Origin of the sequence: Desulfoferula mesophila, from assembly GCF_037076455.1 — a bacterium.
Classification (GTDB): domain Bacteria; phylum Desulfobacterota; class Desulfarculia; order Desulfarculales; family Desulfarculaceae; genus Desulfoferula; species Desulfoferula mesophila.
The window spans coordinates 4,248,153-4,271,242 of record NZ_AP028679.1 but is presented as its reverse complement, the minus strand read 5'-3'; the positions used below and the strand labels follow the sequence as shown (position 1 = coordinate 4,271,242).

Here is a 23,090-nt window from a genome sequence, read left to right as displayed (position 1 = left end):
AAAAGACCATGAGCCCTGCAGCCACGCCACTTGTCGATCAAACGGGCCCCTTGTCCGGGCAGGTGGCCGTGGTCACCGGCGGAGGTCAGGGTATAGGCCGGGCCATTGCGCTGCGCCTGGCTGCGGAGGGGGCTCACCTGGTTTTGGGTGACGTGAACCTAACCGGCTGCCACGAAACCGCCCAATTCATCGCCGAAGAGGGAGGGGCACCGGCTGAGGTCTTCGCCGCCGACGTCTCCAGCGAGGAGCAGGTCAAGAATCTGATGGCCCGTGCCCTGGGCCTGCAAGACCGTCTGGACATCCTGGTTAACAACTCGGGCATAGCCGGTCCCACCGCTCCGATCGAAGAGATAACCCTGGGGGAGTGGGAAGACACCATGGCGGTGAACCTGCGGGGCGTTTTCCTTTGCTGCAAGCACGCGATGCCGATCATGAAGGTGCACCGTGGGGGGTGCATCGTCAACGTCAGCTCAGTCAGCGCCAAACGCCCCTTGGTGCAACGTACCCCCTATGCCGCCTCCAAAATGGCCGTTATAGGCCTCACCAGGACCCTGGCCGCCGAGGCCGGGCCCTGGGGAGTGCGCGTCAATGCGGTATGCCCCGGCGCGGTGGCCGGCCCTCGCCAAGACCAAATTCTGCAAGCCGTAAGCCGCCGCACCGGCGAGAGCGTGGAGCAGTTGCGCCAAAAAAAGGCCGCCGCCTCGCCGCTGCAGACACTGGTGGATCCCGAGGACGTGGCCGGAGTGGTGGCGTTTTTATGCCTTCCCGATGCACGGGCCGTGACCGGCCAGGACATCAACGTCTCGGCGGGCGCGGTTATGTACTAGTTGGAAAGGACCCTAGGCGAGTATGCGGGACGCAAGCCTAAGCCAAGTAAAATACACGGCCACCGTGATCGGGGCCGGCACCATGGGCCACGGCATTGCCATGCTCTTGGCTTTGGGTGGTCACCGGGTATGCCTGGCGGATCATCAGGCTGCGCAACTGCTAAAAGCCCGCGACCTTATGGCTTCACACCTGGAGCACCTCGGCCTCGCCGATGCGGCGGGCCGAACCCCCTCCCAGGTTTTGGACCTGGTGGACACCTCGGAGAGCTGGCAAGAGGCGGTTGGCCGATCGGACCTGGTGGTAGAGGCGGTTATTGAAAAAAGGGAGGTAAAGCGGGAGTTGTTTGCCACTCTGGCGCCTCATTTGGGGCCGCATACCTTGGTTAGCAGCAACACCTCCTTTCTTAACGCCTTTGAGCTCATTCCCCCCGCTTTGAACCAACGTTTCATGATGACCCATTTCTTCACGCCTCCCTACATCATCCCCCTGGTGGAGGTGGTGGGTGCTCCGCGCACGCCCCAGCCGGAGGTAATGCGGGTAAAGGCGCTGTTCGAAAGCTTGGGCATGGTCTGCGTGGCGCTCAAAAAGTTCGTGCCCGGTTTTATCGTCAATCGTTTTCAACGGGCCATGGGGCGCGAGGTTTTTCATTTGCTGGGCCAGGAGGTGGCCGATCCCCGGGAGATCGACCGCGCCGTGCGGGCCAGCATCGGCATCCGTCTGCCCGTGCTGGGAGCGGTGGCCCGTTACGACTACGCGGGATTGGACATGGTGCTCTCGGGCATCCAAGAAGCGCCTCTGAGTGAGGAGGAGCGCCAAGAGGCCCCGGCCATTCTCCAGGAGCTGGTGGCCCAAGGTCACTACGGGGTGAAAACCGGACGTGGCTTTTTCGATTACGCCGGGCGCGATACCACCGAGGTCCTGCGCGAGCGCGATCTCAAATTGCTCAAGGTCAAAAAAGTGGTCATGGACATCCTTTTTTCGGAAAGGCCGCAAAACGAGTCTTAGAAAGGTTGCCGCAGGCGACCAGGTTTTTAACTGAGGAGGAGAAGATATGAAACGATCAATAGTTGCTTTGCTCTTGGCGGGGCTGCTGGTGCTTGCCCTAGTGGGTGCGGCTGCGGCCGCGGACAAACCGATAGTCATCAGACTGGGACACGGTTCAGAAGGCGAAATGCGCATGCCCGGTGCGGGCCGCACCGCCGGCGTTTTGGCCTTTGCCAACTACGTGGAAGCCGCTACCAACGGAGGCATAACCTTCGAGATACATCCCAACTACTCTCTGGGCGGCGTCAGGGCAATGATCGAGCAGTGCCAAACCGGTGTCATCCAAATGGTCGGCACGTACACCTCGATTATGGTTCCCTTTGCGCCGGAAGTGGCGGTCACCCAAATTCCCTATTTGTTCAAAGACAACCGCGTGGCCTGGAAGGTCATGGCCGGACCGGTGGGCAAGGAACTGACCGAACTGTTTCTCAAGAACACTGGGCTCAGGGTGCTGATTTGGCCCGAAGGCTCCGGTTATCGAAATCTTTATACTAAGGATAAGCTGGTCAAGAGCGTTGCCGACCTAAAGGGGATGAAGGTTCGTGTGCCCGAAAACCCCGGTTTACTGGCCATGTTCCGCGCCTATGGGGCCCGTACGGTAACCGTGAACTGGAAGGAACTCTACACCGCCTTGCAGACCGGTATGGCCCAGGCCTGCGAAACCGAACTATACTCCATGTACTCGGTCAAGCTGTACGAGGTTTGCAAGAACATCACCATGACCCGGCACAGCTACAACCTGCACCCCCTGATGATCAACGAGAAATTCTTCCGGTCGCTTTCCCCGGAATATCAAAAAATTATTCTGCGCGGCGCCGACATCTGCCGCGAAGTTATGAATTCCTATTCTTACGCCACCGAGATCGCTGTGGTGGAGGCACTCAAGAAACAGGGATGCAAATTTTACTATCCCACTGATGCGCAGCTTGAGGAATTCAAGAAGTTGGGCCAGAAGCCCTATATTGACTTCACCGTCCGCAAGATCGGCGAGAACGGTCAGAAGTGGGTAGACAAGATCTTCGCCGCTTCCAAAAAGGCCGAGGAAGAGCTGGCCCAGGAAATACAGACCCAATTGAACATTAAGTAGGCTTTATGCGGCGGCCGGTCCACGGGGGCAGGGCCGGCCGCCGAACCACTTAGTTCGATAACAGGGAGCCTGACCATGCAAAAGTTTTTATCCTCTTTTCATACGGCGTTGGACTACCTGGAAAAAGCAACCTATGCCGTAGTGATCTTACTGGCCGGGCTGCTGTTGTTTAACACCACCTTGGGCATGTTTTTCGATCACTTTGTGGGCGAATCCATCCCCTGGACCGAAGAGGTCAACACCCTACTGTTCATTTGGGTCGCCCTGCTGGGCGCGGGGGTCATCGCCCGATACGGTGGGCATATCGGTGTAGACACCATCACAGAGCGCTTTTCTTCTCCGGTCCAATACGGGTTTAAGGTGCTCCATGCGCTGCTCGCCTTGGTCGTCGTTTGGGTGATGGTGCAATATGGTACGCAACTCGCCAGGTTTGTCGGCAAATCCCAATCATCCCTTTATTTGGACATAAACATGTCTTGGTACTATTTCGCGGTGCCCGTGGCGGGGCTGATTCTGGGCATTTTCAGTATCGCCTACGTGTTGCCCGACCCCAGAAAAAAAGAATTGAATGCGCAACCGGATTAAGGTTCCCCGTACGGCAGGAGAAGTGAAACCATGGTCGCACTGATATTTTCCACGTTCTTCCCGATGATGTTGATCGGGGTACCCGTCGCGTTCTGCCTGGTGTTGACGACCATATTTGTCTACTACCAAATGGGCGATCCTCGACTTTTCATGCAAATTCCGCAGAAGATGGTGGCCAGCATGGAGGATCCGCTGCTGTTGGCCATTCCCTTCTTCATCATGACCGGCGAGGTGATGAATCGCGCTCAAATTACCGACAAGCTCATGAACCTTGCCTCGGCCCTGGTAGGCTTCATGCGCGGCGGACTAGCCCACACCAACATCGTGGCCAGCATGCTTTTCGCCGGCATCACAGGTTCCGCCGTGTCGGATACCGTGGCCATCGGCAGCATCATGATCCCGGCCATGAATAAGCAGGGCTATGGCGAGACCTACAGCGCTGCGGTCACCGCCGCCAGTTCGGTCATCGGGCCCATCATCCCGCCCAGCATCCCCATGCTCATCTACGCCTCGGTGATGAACGTGTCCATCGCCGGTCTGTTCTTGGGCGGAATGGTGCCGGGCATACTGGTGGGCCTGGCCCTAATGGCCGCCGCCTATTTGGTGGCGGTGCGCAAGGGCTACGGCGAGCGTATCCCCTTCATTGGGGTCACGAACCTACTCTTGGCAGTGGCCCGTGGCGTGCCGGCCCTGCTCATGCCGGTCATCATTATGGGTGGCATCCTGGGCGGATTTTTCAGCCCTACCCAGGCTTCGGCCATCGCCGTGCTCTATGGCCTATTCGTTGGCTTTATCTATTACCGGACCCTCAAGTTGAAGGATTTGGCTCCCATCCTAAAGCACACTGTTAGGTCCACGGCCATGCTCATGTTCCTGCTGGCTTGTGCCAAGAGCTTCAGTTGGTTGGTGACCTACTACAATCTAGTGGAGCATGTGGCCTCGATGTTCTTGGCAATCACGGACGACAAGATTATTTTCTTGCTGATTGTCAACGCGATCCTACTGGTCGTGGGCATGTTTTTGGACATGGGATTCGCCATTATAGTGCTGGGTCCGTTAATGGCGCCGGTAGCTTACAAGATGGGCGTGGACCCCATCCATTTCGGGCTCATAATGTGCGTTAATCTCACCATTGGGCTGGCCACGCCGCCTTTTGGCTTGGTGCTGTTTGCGGTGTGCGGCATCTGCAAGACAACTCTCACTAAGGTTAGTATAGGGATAATGCCTTTCCTGTTGGCCGAGGTAGTCGTGTTGTTGCTGGTTACATATGTACCAGAAATAACGATGTTTTTCCCAAAATACTTTGGTTTTGTGAATTGATGTTGGTAAGGTCTGCTCTGCGATTGTATGTATATACGTATTATTACTTAGTCCTAGGAGTAAGGATAGCATGTCCTCCCGGTTCATAGATGATATGGACTTTAGGCCTAAGGCCATCGGACAGCAGTTGACCAGTCTCCTCAAGGAGGCGATCGTCAACGGCGAATTGGCCGGTGGAGAGAAGTTGGTGGAGCGGGACCTGGAAAAGAAATTCGGGGTCAGCCGCTCGCCCATCCGCGAGGCCATCCGAGACCTGGAGAAGATGGGGCTTGTGGACATCGTGCCCCGCAAGGGCACCGTGGTCAAGGTAATCACCAAAAAGGACATCGAGGAAAGCCACATCGTGCGTGCTCCGTTGGAGGGCCTGGCCGCCAAATACGCCTTCCTAAACATGGACGAGAAAGATAGGGTGGCCTTGAGAAAGGCCCTCCAACAGATGCGCGTCGCCACGGAGAGTCAAGATCACGATGGCTTTTGGGCGTCCCATAACAAGTTCCACAGCACATTCATAAATGCCTGCGGGCTGGGGCTGCTCTCGGCCTTGCTGCGCATGTTGCGACTGCACAGTTATAGGCATCGCATGGTTTTCCCCCATCAGGATGATGACTTTGACAGTCATTTGGCGAACCATGTGAAGATAATGGATATGTTCGACAACCCGCAAACCGATCCCGACAAGCTGGAACGCTTTGTCATCGATCATATCGACAAGGCTCGGGACAGGTTCCTGGCCAGCATCAAATAAGGCGAGGCAACCGATAACCATCTCACAGCAGGTTACACCAGGGCTCCTATTCATATAAGAGTCTATTAGCATAGGAGAAATCAAGTTATGGCAACTTCACCGCTTAAGGCGGCGCCTCAAATGACGCGCGATTTTGTGGTCGACAATGTTATCAAGGCGGGGGTCAAAAGGGTTTTCACCCTCCCAGGGCTGGGAGTGACCTGGACCTTGCCGGCCTTCTATGAGCGCCGCAAGGAAATAGACGTCTTCCTCACCCGCAGCGAGCAGGTGGCCTCGGTGATGGCCCAGGTTACCGGCCGGCTCACCGGCAAGCCCGGCGTGTTCATGGGGCAGGGCCCCTGGGTCTCCACCACGGGTTCCTTCGGTGTGCTGGAGGCCCTTTTCTCCGGCTCCCCCATGGTGTTGCTCACCGAGACCTCGGACTACGATGGCTTTGGCCAGTACGGCGTGTACCAGACCATGACCGGCGATTACGGCGGAGCCGACATCCAGCAGAGCCTCAAGGCCATCACCAAGTATTGCACCTACGCCACCGAGCCCGAGGCGGCGGTGTACGGCTTCCAAATGGCCTACAAGCACGCCTCCACTCCCCGCATGGGCCCGGCGGCGGTAATCATGAAATCGACCATCATCAAAGAGGAAATGCCCGCCGAGCCTCGGGCCCGGCTCTACCCGCCGGACGGTTATTGGGCCTACAGCCCCGCCAAGCCGGACCCCGAGTCCCTGGCCAAGCTGGCCCAGATGCTGATCGAGGCCGAGCAGCCGGTCATCGTTTCGGGCCAGGGGGTGTACGACGCCCGCATTGGCGCCGATCTGCAAGAGTTGGCCGAAAAGCTGGGATGCGCGGTGGTGACCAGCTACAACGGCAAAGGCACGGTGGACGAGCTGTCTCCGGTGGCCTGCGGCATGTTGGGCACCTGGGGCAACCCCACCGCCAACCGCATGCTGGCCAAGGCCGACTTGGTGCTCATCCTGGGCGCCAGCATGGGCCCGGACTACACCCGCTTCCGCGATCCAAAGATGATCCGTCCGGGCGACCAGAAGATCGTGCAGGTGGATATCGATCCCCGCAACGCGGGGTGGGTCTACCCCGTCGATCTGGCCATCCAGGGCGATGTGCGCGACGTGGTGGCCTACCTGCAAGCGCAAAACCTGCCCGCCGACAAAAAGCCGAAGCGTCAGGCGGTCATCGATAAGCTGCGCGAGGATACCGGTTATAACGATCCGCCCCGTCTGCCTTCCGCGCCGGGAACCTTGCACCACACCGACGTGGTGGCTGCGGTGCAGAAATTCCTGGGTCCCGACGACGTGGTCAGCCTGGACGCCGGCAGCAACCGCATCTGGAACACCAACAGCCTGCGCATCCGCCACCCCAACCACATCCTGGTGCCCGGCGGCGTGGGCGGCATGGGTTGGGGCGGTCCCGCGGCGGCGGCGGCCAAGCTGGCCCTGCCCGAGAAGAGGGTCACCTGCCTGGCCGGCGATGGTGGCTTCCTGATGACCATCGACGTAGTGGCCTCCTGCGTCCAACACAACGTGCCGGTTGTGTTCGTGGTCTCCAACAACTGCGGGCTGGGCATGGTGCGCGACAACATGGGGGACAAGAAGATAGGAGTGGACTTCGCCGAGGTGAACTTCGCCAAGACCGCCGAGGGCCTGGGCGCCGTGGGCATGCGGGTGGACAGCTTCTCCGGCCTGGAGGACGCCCTGCGCGAGGCCCACAAGCAGGACGGCCCGGTGGTGGTTGAGGCCAAGGTCGACCCGGCGGCCAGCTACGTGCCCGCCTCGGACACCGTGGCTCTCTAGGGGTGACACGCGAGGTGGGAGATTCGGTCGGATGATTGTTCTGGTGATCAACGCGGGCAGTTCCTCGGTGAAACTGACCTGTTTTGACTCCGAAGGCTTCCGGGTTCTGGCCAAGGGCCTGGTGGAGCGGGTGGGGCAAGACGGCACCACCTTGCACTTGTGGGCCTCCGGCCAGGCTACGCTTTGCCGCCCGATTCAAGTGACGGACATCAGGCGGGCGGTGGAACTGCTCCTCGCCCGCCTGGTGGACCCCGAGGAGGGGGTACTATCCTCCCTAGCCCAGATCGGCGCGGTGGGTCATCGGGTGGTGCATGGCGGCGATTCCGTCACCCAGCCGGTGCTGCTCAACGAGAACACCACGAACATCATTCGCCGCTGGTCCGCTCTGGCCCCCTTGCACAACCCGCATGGCTTGGCCGGCATCGAAGCGGCCGAGCTTTCGCTGCCCCATGCGGTTCACGTGGTGGTGTTCGACACCGCCTTTCACGCCAAGATGCCGCCGGTGGCCTATCTCTACCCCCTGCCCAGGGAGCTATATGAAAGGGACAAGATCCGCCGCTACGGCTTCCACGGCACCAGCCACCAATACGTTTACCTGCAGGCCCTCGAACACCTGCCAGGCCCACCGGAGTCCCGGCGGGTAGTCACCTGCCACTTGGGCAACGGCTGCAGCATGGCGGCGATAACCGGCGGCCGCAGCTTGGACACCAGCATGGGCTTCACCCCCCTGGAGGGCCTGATGATGGGCACCCGCTGCGGCGATCTGGACCCGGCCATCATCGTGTACCTGCAGGAGCGCCACGGTATCACCCCCGCGCAAGTCAACGACTTGCTGAACAAGCAGTCCGGTCTGGCGGCCCTGTCCGGGGTGGCCTCCGGCGATCTGCGCGACATCGTGGAGGCCATGGACCAAGGCGATCACCATGCCCTGCAAGCCCTCCAGATTTTTGCCTACCGCATCAAGAAGTACCTTGGCAGCTATGCCGCCGTCCTGGGCGGGCTGGATGCCGTGGTGTTCACCGCGGGCATAGGCGAAAACTCGCCCCTGATCCGGCGCCTGGCTTGTCAGGGGCTGGAATTCTTGGGCATCGATCTGGACGACTCCCTTAACGACGCCCCGGGGAAAGGCCTGCGTGAGATTCAGGCTCCCGGGGCGGCGGTGAAACTTTTGGTGATTCCCACCGACGAGGAATTGGCCATAGCCCAACAGACAGTGCATTTGATTCAACCAAATCTTAATGCGGCCGGCCGGTACGCCTGGCTGACGGCTCAATAAACTTGTTGTAACCGCACAATCCAAGGAGTGGATGAGATGAGCAAACAAAAGATGACCCCCAGCGAGGCGCTGGTTGAAACCATGGCCGCGGAGGGCGTGAAGTACGTATTCGGCATTGTGGGCAGCGCGTTCATGGACGCCCTGGACCTTTTCCCGGACGCGGGCATCCGTTTCATACCCGTGGCCCACGAGCAGGCCGCGGCCCACGCGGCCGACGGCCTGGCCCGGGTCACCGGTATGCCCCAGGCCTGCATCGCCCAGAACGGCCCCGGCGCGGCCAACTTCGTCTCGGCGATCACCGCGGCCTACTGGGCCCACAGCCCGGTGGTGGCCATCGCCCCGGAGACGGGCAGCATGGGCATCGGCACCGGCGGCTTCCAGGAACTGGACCAGATGCCCATGTTCCAGGCCCAGACGGTGTACCAGGTGCGGGTGAACCGGGCCGAGCGCATGGCCGAGCTGGGCCGCCGGGCCTTTTACATGGCTAAGAATTTCAACGGCCCCAGCCACCTCAACATCCCCCGCGACTACTTCTACGGCGAGGTGAACGACGAGATCTACCGCACTCCGCTGATCAGGCGCGGCGCCGGCTCCATGGAAGACCTGGAGGAGGCGGCCAAGCTGGCCCTGCAGGCCAAGTACCCGGTCATCGTCTCGGGCGGCGGGGTGAGCCAGAGCGACGCCCTGGCCGAGGTGACCGCCCTGGCCGAGTATCTCAGCGCGCCGGTGGTCAACAGCTACCTGCACAACGACACCTTCCCGGCGGATCATGAGCTGGCCTGCGGGCCCATCGGCTACTGCGGCTCCAAGGCGGCCATGCGCACCCTGGCCAAGGCCGACCTGGTGATCGCCCTGGGCACCCGCTTGGGACCATTCGGCACCTTGCCCCAGTACGACATCACCTACTGGCCCGAGAACGCCAAGCTGATCCAGTGCGACACCAACGTGGCGGTGCTGGGGGTGGCCAAAAAGGCCGACGTGTACTCCTGCGGCGACGTCAAGGAGTTCACCGGCCTGCTGCTGGGCCGGGTCAAGGAGCTTTCCCCGGACCTGGGCCGCAACCAGGCGCGCATCGACGACGTGGCCCAGGAAAAGGCGGTATGGGACCAGGAGCTGGGCGAGTGGAGCTCTTCCAGCCAGTCGGCGCCCATGCATCCGCGGCGCTTCCACGCCGAGTGGACCAAGGCGCTGCCCAAGAACGCCATCGTGGCCACGGACATCGGCAACAACTCCTCGATCATCAACGGCTACCTGAAGTTCAATGGCGTGCGCCAGCACATCAGCGCCCTGAGCTGGGGCAACTGCGGCTTTGCCTACGGCGCGGCCATGGGGGCCAAGATGGCCAACCCCGAGGCGCCGGTGGTGGCCTTCCAAGGTGACGGCGCCTACGGCATCAGCGGTATCGCCGAAGTGATGACCGCGGTGCGCGAGAACATCCCGGTGATCGCCATCGTGGCCAACAACTTCGAGTGGGGCGCGGAGAAGAAGAACCAGATCGACTACTACAACAACCGCTTCGTGGGCGCCAACCTGCCCACCAACCCGGACTACGCCCAGCTGGCCGAGGACATGGGCGCGGTGGGCATGAAGCTGGACCACCCGGACCAGGTGGGCGACGCCATCAAGGAAGCCGTTTCCTGCGGCAAGCCGGTGGTGATCAACGCCATCCTGGAGGGCGGCGAGAAGGTCCTGGCCGAGCCCTTCCGGCGCGACGCCTTGAAGCCGGCCTTCAACCTGCTACCCAAGTACAAGCATTTGAATATTTAGCTTGTCTTGTCTAGTGCTCCCGGTTGGGCCCCTTGGGGCCCGGCCGGGGGCATATCTTTTATGAGGCACGCCCCGAGCTCCAGGAACCGACCGGCAAGCCCAAATGACCCCATTTGACCGGCTATTACGGATATGCTCAGTAGATTGCATCCAACGGCTGGCAGTGCGAGTTGGAAAGTTACGTCCTGGGTTGCTTTCCTCTAGGACGGGGGCCAGGGGTGACCGGATAGACCGATTTGGGATCATTAGACTAAAATCGACAAAACCAGACGGTAACTGCCCACACGAACCTGATACATTGCTTTGTGCCGCATCCCCTCAGGTTGAACAGCCTTTGCCTGGCGCGTAGAATCAGGTCGGCCCCTTGGAGTGGCGGCTCCGCATACACAAGAGGAGACTCACATGTCGGACCAGCAACATGAGCGATATTACTTAATTGACAAAGGGATTGGGCTTGACCCCATCAGTGGCGAGGCGCCGATCAAGCTCAAGTATCACGCTGGCGGCCATTGGAAGGAATCGACCACCGACAAGTACATGCCCTGCTACAACCCCTCCACCGGCGCGGTCATCGCCCTGGCGCCCCAATGCACCACCGACGAAGTGGAAGACGCGGTGCAGGCGGCGCTGGCTGCCTACCCGGAGTGGTCCACGACTCCTGTCAGCAAGCGGGTACAGGTGCTGTTCAATATGAAGGCCCTACTGGACGAGCACCTGGACGAGTTGACCGTTCTGCTGGCCCGAGAGATGGGCAAAAAATACCAGGAAGCCATGGGCGATGTGCTAAAGGTCACCGAGGTGGTGGAGTTCGCCTGCGGGGCACCCCATCTGATGAAAGGTGAGGCCCTTATGCAGGTTTCCGATGGCTATGACACTGCCCTGTACCGAGAGCCCGTCGGAGTGTTCGCGGGCATTCCTCCATGGAACTTCCCGGCGATGATTCCCCACGGCTGGATGACCCCAATCTGCGTGGCCACGGGCAACTGCATGGTGCTCAAGGTCGCCAGCTTCGTACCCCAGTCCGCCATGCGCATTATGGAACTGTGGCAAGAGGCGGGTATACCCGATGGGGTGATCAACGTTGTCACCGCGGGGCGCGACCAGGCCGAGTTGCTGCTCCGGCACCCGGACATCAAGGGCATCACCTTTGTGGGCTCCACCAAGGTGGGGCTGCACATCTATTCCACCGCCGCGTCCCACGGAAAGCGGGTGCAAGCCCTTTGCGAGGCCAAGAACCACGCTCTGGTGCTTCGGGACTGCAAGCTTGAGCGCACCGCCAGCGGGATCATGAACGCCTTCACAGGCTGCGCCGGGCAACGCTGCATGGCCCTGCCGGTGATCGTGGTGGAAGAGGCCATAGCCGATGAGTTGGTGGATTTGCTCAAGACGGAGGCCGCCCAGATCAGCCTGGGCAAGGCCTGGCTGCCCGAAACCGGAATGGGCCCGGTGGTCAACGAAGGCCATAAACAATTCGTGCGGGGCTGGATCGACAAGGCCGAGCAGGAAGGAGCCACCATCGTGCTGGACGGCCGCGACCCCAAGCCTCCCGAGGGCTGCGAGAACGGCTTCTGGGTGGGCCCCACCATCATCGACCACGTGACCGAGGAGATGGCCTGCGGCCGCGAGGAGATATTCGGCCCGGTGCTGTGCGTGAAGCGGGTGGAGGACTTCGAGGAAGGCATCACCCTGATGAACAACAGCCCCTTTGGCAACGGCTCGGTGATCTACACCCAGAACGGCTACTTCGCGCGCCAGTTTGCCCAGCGTACCCAGGCGGGCATGGTGGGGGTGAACGTGGGCATCCCGGTGCCGCTGGGCATCTTCGGTTTCACCGGCCACAAGCAGTCGTTCTTCGGTGACCTGCACGTCATGGGCCGCGACGGCTTCAACTTCTTCACCGAGAGCAAGTGTGTCACCCAGACCTGGTTCCCGGAAAGCGAAGAGGAGATGGCTTCCTGCAAGGTGGACACCTGGGACGGGACGATTACTTCCCTGCCCAAAGACAAGTGAGCCCCTCTACGGTTCTATCTGTTTCGAAGCCATTGAGTCGGAAAAGTGGACCAATTGAAGAGGGACAGGCCAGGCGGAGGCTTAATTACTCTGAAATAAATAATAAAAAAACAGTTGGTTCACCATTAATCAAAGCATGCGAGGCTTAATCATGAAATTTGTAGGGTTGCCTCCCTTTGACCATCAGCCGCGCCCCTATGCCGGGCCGTCCTCTAGTGAGGTCCTCGCACTGCGCCAACGCTATCTTTCACCGGCGATAATGACCTACTACAAAAGGCCCGTGATGATAGTGGAGGGCTCAATGCAATACCTCTACGACGATACGGGTAAGCGGTATCTTGACGGATTCGCAGGAATTGTTACGGTTTGCGCAGGTCACTGTCATCCCTACATTACCCAAAAAGTAATTGAGCAGTTACGTACATTACAGCACACGACCACCATCTACTTGCATCCCACTATTGCCCAATACGCCGAGATGCTGGCCGAACGCCTTCCTGGAGATCTTTCCGTTTGCTACTTCGTGAACTCCGGTTCCGAGGCCAATGATTTAGCCTTAATGATGGCTCGTCTATATACCGGCAATTATGAAGCGATTGCATTGCGTAATGGGTATCATGGGGGCGCCGGGGCATCGATGGGACTTACCTCGCATAGCACATGGAAATATAACTATCCGCACGGGCAAGGTATACATCATGCTATGGCTCCTGACTGTTACAGAGGGCCCCATGGCTACGACGACCCACAAGCCGGAGCCAAATATGCCTCGGATGTGGGAGATCTGATCTCCATGGCCACTCCGGGTGCGGTGGCGGCCTTCATTGCAGAAACCATTCAAGGCGTGGGAGGCACTGTACCTCTACCTTCTGGTTATCTAAAAAATGTTTATGAGCAAGTGCGTAATGCTGGTGGCCTGTGCATCGCGGATGAAGTGCAGACTGGTTTTGGCCGCACTGGAGAGCATTACTGGGGTTTTGAGGCGCAAGATGTGATTCCAGACATCGTGACCATGGCTAAGGGTATCGGCAATGGTTTGCCTCTAGCGGCGGTGGTGACCACCCAGGAAATATCCCAAGCCTTGGCCCAGCGCATCCACTTCAACACCTTTGGTGGCAACCCAGTATCCTGCGCGGCGGGCAAGGCGGTGCTTGAGGTGGTGGATATGGAAAACCTACAGCAACGCTGCGCCCAGATGGGTGACCTTGTGTTTGCAGGTTTGAAGGAACTGATGGGGCGATATGAACTCATCGGCGATGTGCGGGGGCGGGGGCTCATGATCGGCGTTGAGTTGGTTGAGAACCGTGAGAGCAAAGAGCCGGCCACGGCCAAATGTGCCCAGGTGCTTGAGCGGGCCAAGGAACTTGGGCTATTGATCGGCAAGGGCGGCTTTTACGGCAACATCCTTAGAATCAAACCCCCCATGTGCATTACAGAAGCCGACGTTGATTTCATGTTGGCGGTATTGGATCATTCCTTATCCGAATTTTGAATACATAATGTATCGCCACACTGACCCTCCCCAGATCAAGCTAAAATGACCTCCCCTCCTTAAAGTGGTCCGTATTTTAAGGTAGGATTTTGAGCCACTATGCTAAAAATCAAGGTAATTGCGAGTTTGGTTTTATTTTCTGCGCGAGATCGCTTTGGCGGGAAGTTAATGAAGCCTTTGTAGCCCATCCGGTTAGGAGGACGGGGGGTAAGAAGGCTCAAATAGAAGTAAAGCGCGGCGGCTGCCGCATAATCTCAGTTAAGCAGGAGAGGGCATGGCGTTTTTGGAGTTGGTCGGGCGGCAGGTCTATTTTGAGCAGCACGGCGAGGGGCCTCTGGTGGTTCTGCTGCACCACGGCTTCGGCAGCAGCGAGATGTGGCGGGGGGTGCTGCCCCACCTGGTCATGGCCGGCTACCGGGTAGTGACTTACGACCGCCGCTGCTACGGCCAAAGCGAGCAGGGCGAGGATTACCGAGAGTTCTACTTTAGCGAGGGCTTCCGCGACGCGTCGGTGGCCGAACTGACCGGGCTCATGGCCGCCCTGGATCTCGGCCCGGCTCATCTTGTGGGCCAGTGCGAGGGCGGGGTGGTGGCCCTGGATATGGCCCGCCTTCACCCCGAATCGGTCAAGAGCCTGGTGGCGGCCAGCACCCAGTGCTACTCCTCGGTGCCCATGCCTGAGCTGAACCAGGCCAAGTTCCCCATTTCCTATGCCCAGCTTGATCAGGCGGTCAAAAACAAGATGATCAAATGGCAAGGACCTGAGAAGGCCGAGGAGCGCTTTGATCTCTACAGCTATATGGGCGGCTCCTACGGCTGCGGGATGTTCGACCTCCGGCCCCAGCTTCCCGAGGTGGCGGCCCCGGCCCTGGTGCTCTACCCCGACCGCAGTGCCCTGTTCCCGGTGGAGGAAGGGTTGGCCATGTACCGCAGCCTACCCCAGGGCGAGTTGGCCGTGATGCCGGCCTGCGGGCACAATTCCTACGACCACCACCCCCAGGACTATCTGCGCATTCTGCTGGGCTTTCTAGGTCGCCAGGAGCACGGGGAAAACTCCCCGGACACCTACCGGACGGCTACCTGTGCGGGCTGAGTGGCTTTGGCCTGGAGGCCGAGCATAGCCGGGCCAAGCAGCGCTGCTTTCCCGGTTCCTGCCGGAATGACCAGCAGATTCGGCAGGGCCTGGTCTATACCCAGACTATGCTGGGTTTTTTGCGTTCCGGCAGGCGCTGGTATTTGAACTGAGGATAGCCGATCATCATGGGGTAGAACCACGTGTTACCTTCCGGCACCTCCATTTCCATGGCCATTCCCTCCATGTTAAGCATCGCCCCTCGAAGCAGGCCGGCCCAACAGGTGCCCAGCCCCAGGGGCAGGGCCAACAACTCCAGGTAACTGAGGGCGATACTGGTATCCACCAGGCCATTGCGGTTTTGGCCGGGTGAGGAGGCGATCAGTAAGGCGGGGGCGGACCGCAGGATGCTGTCATGTCCGGTATCCCAACTCTCCACCACCGGCCCGTAATAGCCTGCCAGCACCGGATCGCTTTGCTGCTCCACCACTTGGCGCATCCAGGCAATGGTCCTCTCGGAAAGTTGCCGCAGCTTGTCACGCCCGTTGATGACCACCCAATGAACGGTCTGGGAGTTGCCGCCCGTGGGCGCGTAGCGTGCATTGTCGATCAGCTCTTGCAGGGTGGCCCGCTCCAAGGGCTGGGCCTTATAGGCCCGTATGGAGCGCCGGGAGCGCAGGAACTGCCGGGCCTGATCCCAGGAAACTTCCAGGCTTTTGTCCAGCGGGAGACAGTCCTCCAGGGGCGCCTTGCGGTTGTTCAAGGCCCCATGGGGGCATACTGCCACGCATTGCCCGCAGGCCAAGCACAAAACCTCTTTCTCGGGGGCAATGGCTGGCAGGGCATCATCGGTTTTCTGGCTTATCAATTGCCGGGGGCACACCTTGGTGCATATGCCATCTCGCTTGCACTTGGAATCATCTATGGTCAACAAGCTCATTACGGGCTCCTCGATATGTCAAACGGAAGTGCTGGTCGCGGAACTTCGCGGGAGAAAACTGCGGTCAGCTCGCGACCAGTCGGAAACATACAGATTGTGAGGACTCAGACCTCGCCACGCATTGATCATGCCGATTGTAGCTTTTCCCTAAGCACTTCGTAATGGGTTTTTCCGAACAAGTGCGATTCCACTACGAGCTTGGCTTTTTAAATAATCTCCTTTTTAGACTTAAACACAGCCGCAGGTTGGGTACGTTTTGAATACTTAAAGCCAACCGCTTGGTCGATCCTTCCGTATTTGGCCTGAAGTTCCTCCAGGGGACCGGCGTCCAGGGCCCGAGTGGGGCAGGTCATGGCGACAGCAAGTACCGCCCCTGCCCCCTGCTCGAGAAATGCGTGGACCAGGGCTGGTTGGGCCGCAAGAGCGGTAGGGGCTTCTATAAATATTGAAATAAGTGTCGTGCCGTCTGGCTGCTCTGGGGCTGCGGGAGAACGTGAAAAGGCAAATCAGTGTGAGTTGGCCTCGTTTTTCTCCGGCCTGTGTGAGCCTTATTGACCGGTTGTTTGAGCGCGGCAGCTATAATGGCCTATCGCACCTGTAACCGGTGTGAAATGGCAAACTGGCCAGCAAGACAGAGCATCATATCGGTACTCCATCAAATTGCTGCTATGCGAGGATCCAACCGGACGGCTTTTTTAAAAAAAGGACAGCACTAGGGAGACGCGTCACTCGGTGGGCGCTGTTTCCTGCGGCATAGGGGCCATAATTACCAAAAGTCTCAGGCTCTCCGTGCCGGTCGATAGAATGCGATGGTCCACTCCCTGGGGGACGAAGACAAAGTTGCCCGGCCCCAGGCGGTGATCATCTCGGCCCAGCCGGAAAAGGCACTCGCCGGCCAGCACATAGAAGGCCTGATCCGTCTCTGGGTGCAAATGCTCGTGCGCTTCGCCGCCCGGCTCGATGCAGCCATGCCAGACGGCCAAGTGCCGGGCCCCGTTTCCCTGGTGGGCCAAGTGGTGGTTCAGGGTGCCGGAGTGGCCCGGTGGTGCGAAGGATGGCTGGCCACTTAGGTTTTCCAGGTCTATGAAACACTCCATGCCTTTCGCTCCATTCTCAGGGTCGCGCTGCCAGCTACATCATGGTGGAGGGCAACCACAGGATTATCTGGGGGAAGATAATGACCAGCGCCAAACCCACCGAGTCCAGGAGCATAAAAGGCCCCGCTCCTATCAGGATATCTTTCAAGGATACATTGGAAGGCGCGATGCCCTTGATGATGTAGAGATTCAACCCAAGGGGCGGGGTTATCTGGGCCATCTCGGTGTTGACCACGAACATGACTCCGAACCAAACCGGATCAAAGCCCAGAGCCTTGATGATGGGCACGAAGATGGGGATGGTGACCAGCAGAATGCCCGCCGGGTCCATGATGCAGCCCAGAAAGATTAGGATGATGTTGATGCCAACGATCACCAACCAGGGCGAGGCTGACTGCTCCACCAGCCATTGGGAGAGTTGCTGGGGCAGTTGGAGGTAGGAAAGCACAAAGCCGAACAACGAGGCAGCCACCAGAACCCAGCCGATGAAGCAAGTGATGCGGCAGGTGCTCAAAAAGGCGCCCTTGATGGCCTTCCAGGTCAGGCGGCGGTAGGCGAACCCTATGACCAGGGCCAGGAAACAGCCCACGCCCGCTATCTCCGCCGGAGTGGCTATGCCCAGGTAGATGGAAATGAGCATGGCCAGGGCCAAAAAAAGGATGGCCCACACCTTGTAAAGCGAGCGCCATCTTTCCCTCCAGGTAATGCCTTCCACCCGGGGGGCCAGTTGGGGACTGATGGCGCAGCGGATGATGATGTAGGTGATGAACATGCCGCTGAGCATGAGCCCGGGCACGACCCCGCCCATGAAGAGTTGCCCGATGGATTCTTCCACCAGGGTGCCGTAGATGATCATATAGATACTAGGAGGGATCAACGCCCCCAAGGCGCCACCTGCGGCGATAGAGCCGCAGGACAGGCGCTTTTCATATCCTCGGGAGAGCATTTCCGGCACGGCGATACGGCCCACCGCCGCCGCGGTGGCCGTGCTGGCCCCTGACACCGAGGCGAATAGAGTGCAGGTTAGCTGGCTGGCAACGGCCAGACCACCGGGGAGGCGACCGGTCCACTTGGAAAGCATGTCAAAGGCATCGGTGCTCACCCCGGAATGGAGGATTATTTCCGCCATGAATATGAATAATGGTATGGCCGCCAGGGCGAAGTTGTTTATCTGCCCAAACGCGGTGGTGGAGACCAGCATCAACTTGTCCGGCCCCAAGAACACCAGCACCAGAGTAAGGGAAAGGGCCCCCAGACTGAAGGCGATGGGCACCCCGATGAAGATGAGCAGCAGCAGGCAGACCAGGATCAGACTGAGGAGCAGCCACCATTCCATCAGTGACCGCCTTCCTGGGCGACATAAGGTTCGCCCTTGCCCAGCAGGTAACGGACGTTACAAATGATCCGCACCACAAGCAGCAGGATGACCAAGCCGGCGCCCAAAGGGACCAGCACTTCAAAGGGGAACAGTGGCCAACGCACCCCGCCAGAGGAGACCTCGCCGTACTCCAGCGCCTCCCAGGCCAGTTGCCACCCCTCCCATACCATGACCGCAGCGTAGTAGATGCAGACCGCGTCGATGAAGAGGTCCAGGCGCGCCTTTCCCTTTTTGGTGAAACGCCCATAGAAGAAGTCGGCCCGTACATGGCCATCCACCGAGGTGGTGAAGGCGGAGCCTATATAAACCATGCCCACCAAAAGAAAGGCGTTGAGATCAACCGCCCAGTCGGTGGGGGCGTTGAAGAAATATCGCCCCCCCACCTCGCGGACCAGGGCCCCCATCATGATCACGGCCAGGGCACCGGCCACCCAGCCGGTTTGCAGGGACAACCAGGTCACCGCGCCCACGAAGCGGTCGAACCTGCTCCTCGGGACCACGCTGCTCATTTTTTCGCTCCCTTTGGGACGCTAAGAACCCCGGGGCTGGTCGGCCGAAGCCTCCCGGCCCCGGGCTGGGGCAGTCTACTTACCTTTGTTAAAACGCTCCAGAATCACCTTGCGTACTTCGCGGGCCTCCGCCCCCAGGCCTTGCTTTTCGCACTGCTTAACGTACCAGTCCCACACCGGTTGGGTTTTCTTGTACATCTCCTCGGCCTGATCCGGGGGCAGCACATAAAATTCGACACCGCGCTTTTTAGCCTCGGCGATGATGGGGCCGTCTTGGTCCTTTTCGTAGATGCCCACCCACTTGGCCCACAGGTCCTTGGCCCGGGCGGTCTTGATGATCATCTCCTGCAGATCCTTGGGCAGCTTGCGCCAGGCCTTGTTGCTCATCCACAAGAAGCCGGCCGCGTAGCCGATTAGCGGCGGGTTAACCACCTGGTCGGCCACCTCCCACAGGCGGTACTGCTTCAGGGAATAGGTGGTCATCAGACCGGCGTCCACCACGCCCTTCTGCATGGCCTGATAATATTCACCGCCAATGGTCATCACCGGGGAGGCGCCCAGCATCTTGATGGCGATGGAGGCCGAGCCGCCGGCGGATCGGATCTTCATCCCCTCGAAGTCGGCGGTCTTGTGAATTTTGTGGGCCCGGGTGGCTACTTGGAAGTTGTAGGGAGCCACTGGAGTGCAGGTGATGTACTTGACCTTGGCCACTTTACTATAGGCCTTGTCCATGATCGCGGCCACCGGACCGGCCACGCCCAGGGCCCAGCAGTCTTCCCAACCCCGGAAATTGGAGGGCATCTGCTGCCAGTCGCCAATGGCTATCTTGCCGTCGTAGTAAGTGGGGTAGGCCATGAGCAGGTCTATGACTCCGTTGCTCAGGGCGTTGAGGGCCTCTTTTTTACTTACCGGTTCGCCGCCATAGTGGCGTTCGAATTTGATGCGGCCCTTGGAGTTGGCCTCGATGCGGTCCAACAAGTCGTCCACCACCAAAAAGCGCATGTGTCCCTTGGGGTACACGGACTCATAGACCAGAGTGAACTGCTTTCCCGCCGCCTGGGCCGGGGCCGGAGCCGACAGGCACAGGGTCACGGCCAGAAAAGCCACCAAAAGAATGATCAAACGTTTCATAGCTTCCCTCCCTTAGGAACGCTTGCCAAGTATCGGAATTGCCCGCCTGGCTGAAATCGTCAATGACGACTTACTCTGCCGGTATCCCCAATTGGCGGGCGAACTCCAGAAATTCTCGCGCGGTTTGGGCCATGGCGTAATCCACCATATCCCCTTCGTAAACCACGGCCGCGTGCCCCTGACGCTCCGCCTCTTCAAAGGCGGCGAGCAGCCCACGGAAAAACGCCACATCCTGCTCGGTTGGCGAAAATATCTCGTTGACCACCGCCACATGGCTAGGATGGATCAGGGCCATGCCCGAATATCCCAGGCTGCGGTTGAGGCGGGCGTCGCGGGCCAGGCCATCCAAATCCGCGACGTCATACCAGGAGTTGATCAGGGGCGTGACGGCAGCCGCCCGAGCGTCCAGGACCAGCTTGGAGCGCAGGTAGAGGGTCTCGGTGCCTTGCTTGCTCCACTGGTAGCCGATTGCCCGGGCCGCGTCGCCGCCGGGGCCTGCGGACATTAGGATCATCCCCACCCGGGGGTTGGACATCGCGATGTCGTAGGCGTGGCGCATGCCTGACGCGGTCTCCAACAGCAGCGGGGTAGCGATGGAGCCCGGTTTTAGGCCCGCCTCCTGCTCCAGCCCGCTCAAGGCCTGGTCCAACTCGGCCAATTCCTCCGCCCGATACACCTTGGGCAGCATCACCGCGCTCAGGCCCGGATGGACCACCGCCTCCAGGTCTCCCTGGGTGAGGCCGGAGGCCAAACTGTTGAGGCGCACGCAGTAATGTTCCTCTGGCCTGGCCTGCTCCAGCACCGCGCGCACCTCACGCCGCGCCGCCTCTTTGTGGCCTAGCGGCACCGCGTCTTCCAGGTCCAGGATCAGGCCGTCGGGCTCGGCCTTCCAGGCTTTTTCCACCCAGGACGGCTTGTGGCCGGGCACAAACAACATGGAGCGCATGGGGCGCATGGTTCGCCTTTCTGTTGCCAAAATCACTCTTACGACGGAGGGGCCGCGGCCGCCCCGCTGGTCAGCAGCCGCTCGATCTCTCCGTCTTCGTAACCCAAATCGGCCAGGACCTGCCGGGTGTCTTGGCCCACCGCCGGGGCGGGCGTTTTGATGAGCGGCATCTCGCCGTCGGCCGCAATGGGGGTCTTCACCTGGGTCAGTGGCCCCAGGTCCGGGTGTTCCAGGTGGTGCAGCACGCCGCGCTGTTGCACGTGGGGATCGTCCAATACCTGGCCCACATCCAGCACCGGCCCCCCGGGAATACCCGCCCGGCGCAACCCCGCCACCACCTCGTCCCGAAAGCGGGATGCCAAGGCCTGCTCGATCAGTTTGGTCAGTTCCTCGCGGTTATCTACCCGGTCCTGATTGGTGGCGAAGCGCGAGTCCCGGGTCAGTTCCTCCAACCCCAGCATCTGGCACAGGGCCAGCCAAAAACGCTCGGTGGAGGCCCCGATGAACAGATAACCGTCCTTGGCCTTGAACACCTGGTAGGGCGAAAAGGCGGCCAGGGCCGAGCCCGCCCTCACCGGCAGCTCGCCGCTCATGGAAAAGCGGGCGATCAGGGGAGACATCCAGGACAGGGCCGTGTCCATCAGGCTTATATCCACCCGCTGGCCGCGCCCGCTGTCTTGTCGCTCTAGCAAGGCTTTGAGAACGGCCAAGGCGGTGTACATGCCGGCGCCCATGTCGATCCAGGAGGCCCCGATCCGCACCGGCGGGCCGTCCGCGTGGCCGGTGCATAGCATGATGCCGCACATGGCCTGGGCCACCACATCGTAGCCGGGCAGGCTGTGGTAGGGCCCGGTCTGGCCGTAGCCGGAAATGGAGCAGTAGATGAGGCACGGGTTTATTTCCCGGGCCGCCTCGTATCCCAAACCCAGGCGGTCCATGGCCCCGGGGGTGAAGCTTTCGATGAGCACGTCGGACTCGACCATCAACTTTTTAACCACCCCCACCGCCTCAGGATTCTTTAAGTCCAGAGAGATGTCGCGCTTGTTGCGGTTGACCGCCGCATGATAAGCGCCGCCCAGCAGAGGACGAAAATGGTCCCCGTGGGGATGCTCCACCTTTATCACCTGGGCTCCAAAGTCGGCCAAGAGCATGCCCGCAAAGGGGCCGGCCAAGGCGTGGCTCATGTCCAGGACCTTGATCTTTTCGAACACCGACATAGCTGCCTCCCGCCGTTTTCGCCTTTTACTTGCCCTGCCACACCGGTGGGCGCTTCTCCGCGAAGGCCTTGGGCCCCTCTTTGGCGTCCTCGGTGGTCTTAAGAAGCTCGAAAACGGTGGTCTCTAGGCGGATGCCCTCGTCCAGGGTCATGCTCTGGGAGCGTACCACCAGTTCCTTGATGGCCTGCAGGGCCAGGGGCGGGCTTGCGGCCAGGGCTCGGGCGTACTCCTGGGCCGCCTCCATGAGCTTCTCACGAGGCACCACCTTGTTTACAAGACCGAATTGAAGGGCCTCCTGGGCATTGAGCCGCCGGCCCAGAAGCACCATCTCCATGGCCACGGCATAGGGGAGCTGGCGGGCGATGCGCTGGGTGCCCCCGTTGGCCGGCAAAATGCCCCGCTTCACCTCCGGGATCTGGAACACCGCGTCCTCGCAGGCCACCCGGATATCGGTGGCCAGCAGCAGGGTCATGCCCCCGGCCAGGCAGTAGCCGTTTACCGCGGCCACTATGGGCTTCCAGACCTCCAGGCCCCGATTGAGGATCTGATCTTTTTGGGTCTGCCAGAACTCAAATTTTTCGGGTTGGCGGGGGATGGTGGTTTTAAGGTCCGCCCCCGCGGTGAAGGCCTTGTCGCCCGCGCCGGTGACAACCGCCGCCCATATTCCCGGATCGTCGCGCACCTTGCACCAGGCCTCAGAAAGCAGGTGGTAGGTCTCTGGGTCCATGGCGTTCATCACCTCGGGGCGGTTGATGGTGATGTAGGCGATATGGTCTTCCACTGAAAATAAAACCTTCATGATGTGCATCTCCTGGGCAAAGAGGCGGCGTGGTAGGGATA

Annotated in this window: 20 protein-coding genes and 1 pseudogene; 13 read left to right on the top strand and 8 right to left on the bottom strand. The window is 60.1% G+C overall.

The window, feature by feature from the left end; translation table 11 throughout:
* Nucleotides 1–8: 8 nt before the first annotated feature.
* The 12 genes from AACH32_RS19800 to AACH32_RS19745 all read left to right on the top strand — a co-directional run bounded on the left by AACH32_RS19800 (nucleotide 9) and on the right by AACH32_RS19745 (nucleotide 15,053).
* Complete coding sequence (locus tag AACH32_RS19800) at nucleotides 9–827, top strand: SDR family NAD(P)-dependent oxidoreductase (protein WP_338603495.1); 819 nt, start codon at nucleotides 9–11, stop codon at nucleotides 825–827.
* A 22-nt stretch (nucleotides 828–849) separates the two neighbouring features.
* The gene (locus AACH32_RS19795; protein WP_338603493.1) at nucleotides 850–1,833 is read left to right on the top strand and encodes a 3-hydroxyacyl-CoA dehydrogenase family protein; all 984 of its coding nucleotides are present in this window, start codon (nucleotides 850–852) and stop codon (nucleotides 1,831–1,833) included.
* 46 nt (nucleotides 1,834–1,879) lie between these two features.
* Nucleotides 1,880–2,959 carry a TRAP transporter substrate-binding protein gene (locus tag AACH32_RS19790; protein WP_338603491.1) on the top strand — a complete coding sequence of 360 codons (1,080 nt, stop codon included), beginning with the start codon at nucleotides 1,880–1,882 and terminating at the stop codon, nucleotides 2,957–2,959.
* 75 nt (nucleotides 2,960–3,034) lie between these two features.
* Complete coding sequence (locus tag AACH32_RS19785) at nucleotides 3,035–3,544, top strand: TRAP transporter small permease (RefSeq protein ID WP_338603488.1); 510 nt, start codon at nucleotides 3,035–3,037, stop codon at nucleotides 3,542–3,544.
* Between the two features lie 30 nt (nucleotides 3,545–3,574).
* Nucleotides 3,575–4,864: a TRAP transporter large permease gene (locus AACH32_RS19780; RefSeq protein ID WP_338603486.1), complete on the top strand. Its 1,290-nt coding sequence runs from the start codon at nucleotides 3,575–3,577 to the stop codon at nucleotides 4,862–4,864.
* A gap of 70 nt (nucleotides 4,865–4,934) precedes the next feature.
* On the top strand, nucleotides 4,935–5,609 hold the full coding sequence (locus tag AACH32_RS19775) for a GntR family transcriptional regulator (protein ID WP_338603483.1): 675 nt from the start codon (nucleotides 4,935–4,937) through the stop codon (nucleotides 5,607–5,609).
* 120 nt (nucleotides 5,610–5,729) lie between these two features.
* The gene (locus tag AACH32_RS19770; RefSeq protein WP_338603480.1) at nucleotides 5,730–7,415 is read left to right on the top strand and encodes a thiamine pyrophosphate-binding protein; all 1,686 of its coding nucleotides are present in this window, start codon (nucleotides 5,730–5,732) and stop codon (nucleotides 7,413–7,415) included.
* A gap of 31 nt (nucleotides 7,416–7,446) precedes the next feature.
* On the top strand, nucleotides 7,447–8,691 hold the full coding sequence (locus AACH32_RS19765; RefSeq protein ID WP_338603477.1) for an acetate/propionate family kinase: 1,245 nt from the start codon (nucleotides 7,447–7,449) through the stop codon (nucleotides 8,689–8,691).
* A 36-nt stretch (nucleotides 8,692–8,727) separates the two neighbouring features.
* Nucleotides 8,728–10,458 (top strand): sulfoacetaldehyde acetyltransferase, encoded by a 1,731-nt coding sequence (xsc, locus tag AACH32_RS19760; protein ID WP_338603474.1) that lies wholly within the window; start codon nucleotides 8,728–8,730, stop codon nucleotides 10,456–10,458.
* A gap of 402 nt (nucleotides 10,459–10,860) precedes the next feature.
* The gene (locus AACH32_RS19755; RefSeq protein ID WP_338603471.1) at nucleotides 10,861–12,468 is read left to right on the top strand and encodes a CoA-acylating methylmalonate-semialdehyde dehydrogenase; all 1,608 of its coding nucleotides are present in this window, start codon (nucleotides 10,861–10,863) and stop codon (nucleotides 12,466–12,468) included.
* A 151-nt stretch (nucleotides 12,469–12,619) separates the two neighbouring features.
* Nucleotides 12,620–13,960, top strand: a complete 1,341-nt coding sequence (locus AACH32_RS19750; RefSeq protein WP_338603469.1) for an aspartate aminotransferase family protein — start codon at nucleotides 12,620–12,622, stop codon at nucleotides 13,958–13,960.
* A 274-nt stretch (nucleotides 13,961–14,234) separates the two neighbouring features.
* Nucleotides 14,235–15,053, top strand: a complete 819-nt coding sequence (locus AACH32_RS19745; RefSeq protein WP_338603466.1) for an alpha/beta fold hydrolase — start codon at nucleotides 14,235–14,237, stop codon at nucleotides 15,051–15,053.
* A 94-nt stretch (nucleotides 15,054–15,147) separates the two neighbouring features.
* On the opposite strand, the gene AACH32_RS19740 is transcribed toward AACH32_RS19745, so the two are convergent.
* Nucleotides 15,148–15,972 carry a nitroreductase family protein gene (locus AACH32_RS19740; RefSeq protein ID WP_338603464.1) on the bottom strand — a complete coding sequence of 275 codons (825 nt, stop codon included), beginning with the start codon at nucleotides 15,970–15,972 and terminating at the stop codon, nucleotides 15,148–15,150.
* A 347-nt stretch (nucleotides 15,973–16,319) separates the two neighbouring features.
* Here AACH32_RS19740 and AACH32_RS20935 point away from each other — a divergent pair.
* A pseudogene (locus AACH32_RS20935) lies at nucleotides 16,320–16,421 on the top strand (3-hydroxyacyl-CoA dehydrogenase family protein); the annotation flags it as partial.
* 276 nt (nucleotides 16,422–16,697) lie between these two features.
* On the opposite strand, the gene AACH32_RS19730 reads toward AACH32_RS20935, so the two are convergent.
* The 7 genes from AACH32_RS19730 to AACH32_RS19700 all read right to left on the bottom strand — a co-directional run bounded on the left by AACH32_RS19730 (nucleotide 16,698) and on the right by AACH32_RS19700 (nucleotide 23,049).
* Nucleotides 16,698–17,069: a cupin domain-containing protein gene (locus AACH32_RS19730; RefSeq protein ID WP_338603459.1), complete on the bottom strand. Its 372-nt coding sequence runs from the start codon at nucleotides 17,067–17,069 to the stop codon at nucleotides 16,698–16,700.
* Between the two features lie 34 nt (nucleotides 17,070–17,103).
* Nucleotides 17,104–18,405, bottom strand: coding sequence for a TRAP transporter large permease (locus AACH32_RS19725; RefSeq protein ID WP_338603456.1), 1,302 nt, complete (start codon nucleotides 18,403–18,405; stop codon nucleotides 17,104–17,106).
* The gene (locus tag AACH32_RS19720; RefSeq protein WP_338603453.1) at nucleotides 18,405–18,956 is read right to left on the bottom strand and encodes a TRAP transporter small permease subunit; all 552 of its coding nucleotides are present in this window, start codon (nucleotides 18,954–18,956) and stop codon (nucleotides 18,405–18,407) included. The genes AACH32_RS19725 and AACH32_RS19720 overlap by 1 nt, the downstream gene beginning before the upstream one ends.
* Nucleotides 18,957–19,031: 75 nt before the next feature.
* Entirely contained in the window at nucleotides 19,032–20,087 is a 1,056-nt protein-coding gene (locus tag AACH32_RS19715; protein ID WP_338603450.1) for a TRAP transporter substrate-binding protein, read from the bottom strand.
* Nucleotides 20,088–20,157: 70 nt separating this feature from the next.
* A complete protein-coding gene (locus tag AACH32_RS19710; RefSeq protein WP_338603447.1) occupies nucleotides 20,158–21,042 on the bottom strand; it encodes an HpcH/HpaI aldolase/citrate lyase family protein in 885 nt (294 codons plus the stop codon).
* A gap of 29 nt (nucleotides 21,043–21,071) precedes the next feature.
* Nucleotides 21,072–22,250, bottom strand: a complete 1,179-nt coding sequence (locus tag AACH32_RS19705) for a CaiB/BaiF CoA transferase family protein (RefSeq protein ID WP_338603445.1) — start codon at nucleotides 22,248–22,250, stop codon at nucleotides 21,072–21,074.
* 25 nt (nucleotides 22,251–22,275) lie between these two features.
* On the bottom strand, nucleotides 22,276–23,049 hold the full coding sequence (locus tag AACH32_RS19700; RefSeq protein ID WP_338603443.1) for an enoyl-CoA hydratase/isomerase family protein: 774 nt from the start codon (nucleotides 23,047–23,049) through the stop codon (nucleotides 22,276–22,278).
* Between the last annotated feature and the right edge of the window lie 41 nt (nucleotides 23,050–23,090).

What these genes read in the sequence shown, in the direction of transcription:
- AACH32_RS19800 (WP_338603495.1), top strand. Translation starts at nt 9, where the DNA reads ATGAGCCCTGCAGCCACGCCACTTGTCGATCAAACGGGCCCCTTGTCC.
- AACH32_RS19795 (WP_338603493.1), top strand. Translation starts at nt 850, where the DNA reads ATGCGGGACGCAAGCCTAAGCCAAGTAAAATACACGGCCACCGTGATC.
- AACH32_RS19790 (WP_338603491.1), top strand. Translation starts at nt 1,880, where the DNA reads ATGAAACGATCAATAGTTGCTTTGCTCTTGGCGGGGCTGCTGGTGCTT.
- AACH32_RS19785 (WP_338603488.1), top strand. Translation starts at nt 3,035, where the DNA reads ATGCAAAAGTTTTTATCCTCTTTTCATACGGCGTTGGACTACCTGGAA.
- AACH32_RS19780 (WP_338603486.1), top strand. Translation starts at nt 3,575, where the DNA reads ATGGTCGCACTGATATTTTCCACGTTCTTCCCGATGATGTTGATCGGG.
- AACH32_RS19775 (WP_338603483.1), top strand. Translation starts at nt 4,935, where the DNA reads ATGTCCTCCCGGTTCATAGATGATATGGACTTTAGGCCTAAGGCCATC.
- AACH32_RS19770 (WP_338603480.1), top strand. Translation starts at nt 5,730, where the DNA reads ATGACGCGCGATTTTGTGGTCGACAATGTTATCAAGGCGGGGGTCAAA.
- AACH32_RS19765 (WP_338603477.1), top strand. Translation starts at nt 7,447, where the DNA reads ATGATTGTTCTGGTGATCAACGCGGGCAGTTCCTCGGTGAAACTGACC.
- xsc (WP_338603474.1), top strand. Translation starts at nt 8,728, where the DNA reads ATGAGCAAACAAAAGATGACCCCCAGCGAGGCGCTGGTTGAAACCATG.
- AACH32_RS19755 (WP_338603471.1), top strand. Translation starts at nt 10,861, where the DNA reads ATGTCGGACCAGCAACATGAGCGATATTACTTAATTGACAAAGGGATT.
- AACH32_RS19750 (WP_338603469.1), top strand. Translation starts at nt 12,620, where the DNA reads ATGAAATTTGTAGGGTTGCCTCCCTTTGACCATCAGCCGCGCCCCTAT.
- AACH32_RS19745 (WP_338603466.1), top strand. Translation starts at nt 14,235, where the DNA reads ATGGCGTTTTTGGAGTTGGTCGGGCGGCAGGTCTATTTTGAGCAGCAC.
- AACH32_RS19740 (WP_338603464.1), bottom strand. Translation starts at nt 15,972, where the DNA reads ATGAGCTTGTTGACCATAGATGATTCCAAGTGCAAGCGAGATGGCATA.
- AACH32_RS19730 (WP_338603459.1), bottom strand. Translation starts at nt 17,069, where the DNA reads ATGGAGTGTTTCATAGACCTGGAAAACCTAAGTGGCCAGCCATCCTTC.
- AACH32_RS19725 (WP_338603456.1), bottom strand. Translation starts at nt 18,405, where the DNA reads ATGGAATGGTGGCTGCTCCTCAGTCTGATCCTGGTCTGCCTGCTGCTG.
- AACH32_RS19720 (WP_338603453.1), bottom strand. Translation starts at nt 18,956, where the DNA reads ATGAGCAGCGTGGTCCCGAGGAGCAGGTTCGACCGCTTCGTGGGCGCG.
- AACH32_RS19715 (WP_338603450.1), bottom strand. Translation starts at nt 20,087, where the DNA reads ATGAAACGTTTGATCATTCTTTTGGTGGCTTTTCTGGCCGTGACCCTG.
- AACH32_RS19710 (WP_338603447.1), bottom strand. Translation starts at nt 21,042, where the DNA reads ATGCGCCCCATGCGCTCCATGTTGTTTGTGCCCGGCCACAAGCCGTCC.
- AACH32_RS19705 (WP_338603445.1), bottom strand. Translation starts at nt 22,250, where the DNA reads ATGTCGGTGTTCGAAAAGATCAAGGTCCTGGACATGAGCCACGCCTTG.
- AACH32_RS19700 (WP_338603443.1), bottom strand. Translation starts at nt 23,049, where the DNA reads ATGAAGGTTTTATTTTCAGTGGAAGACCATATCGCCTACATCACCATC.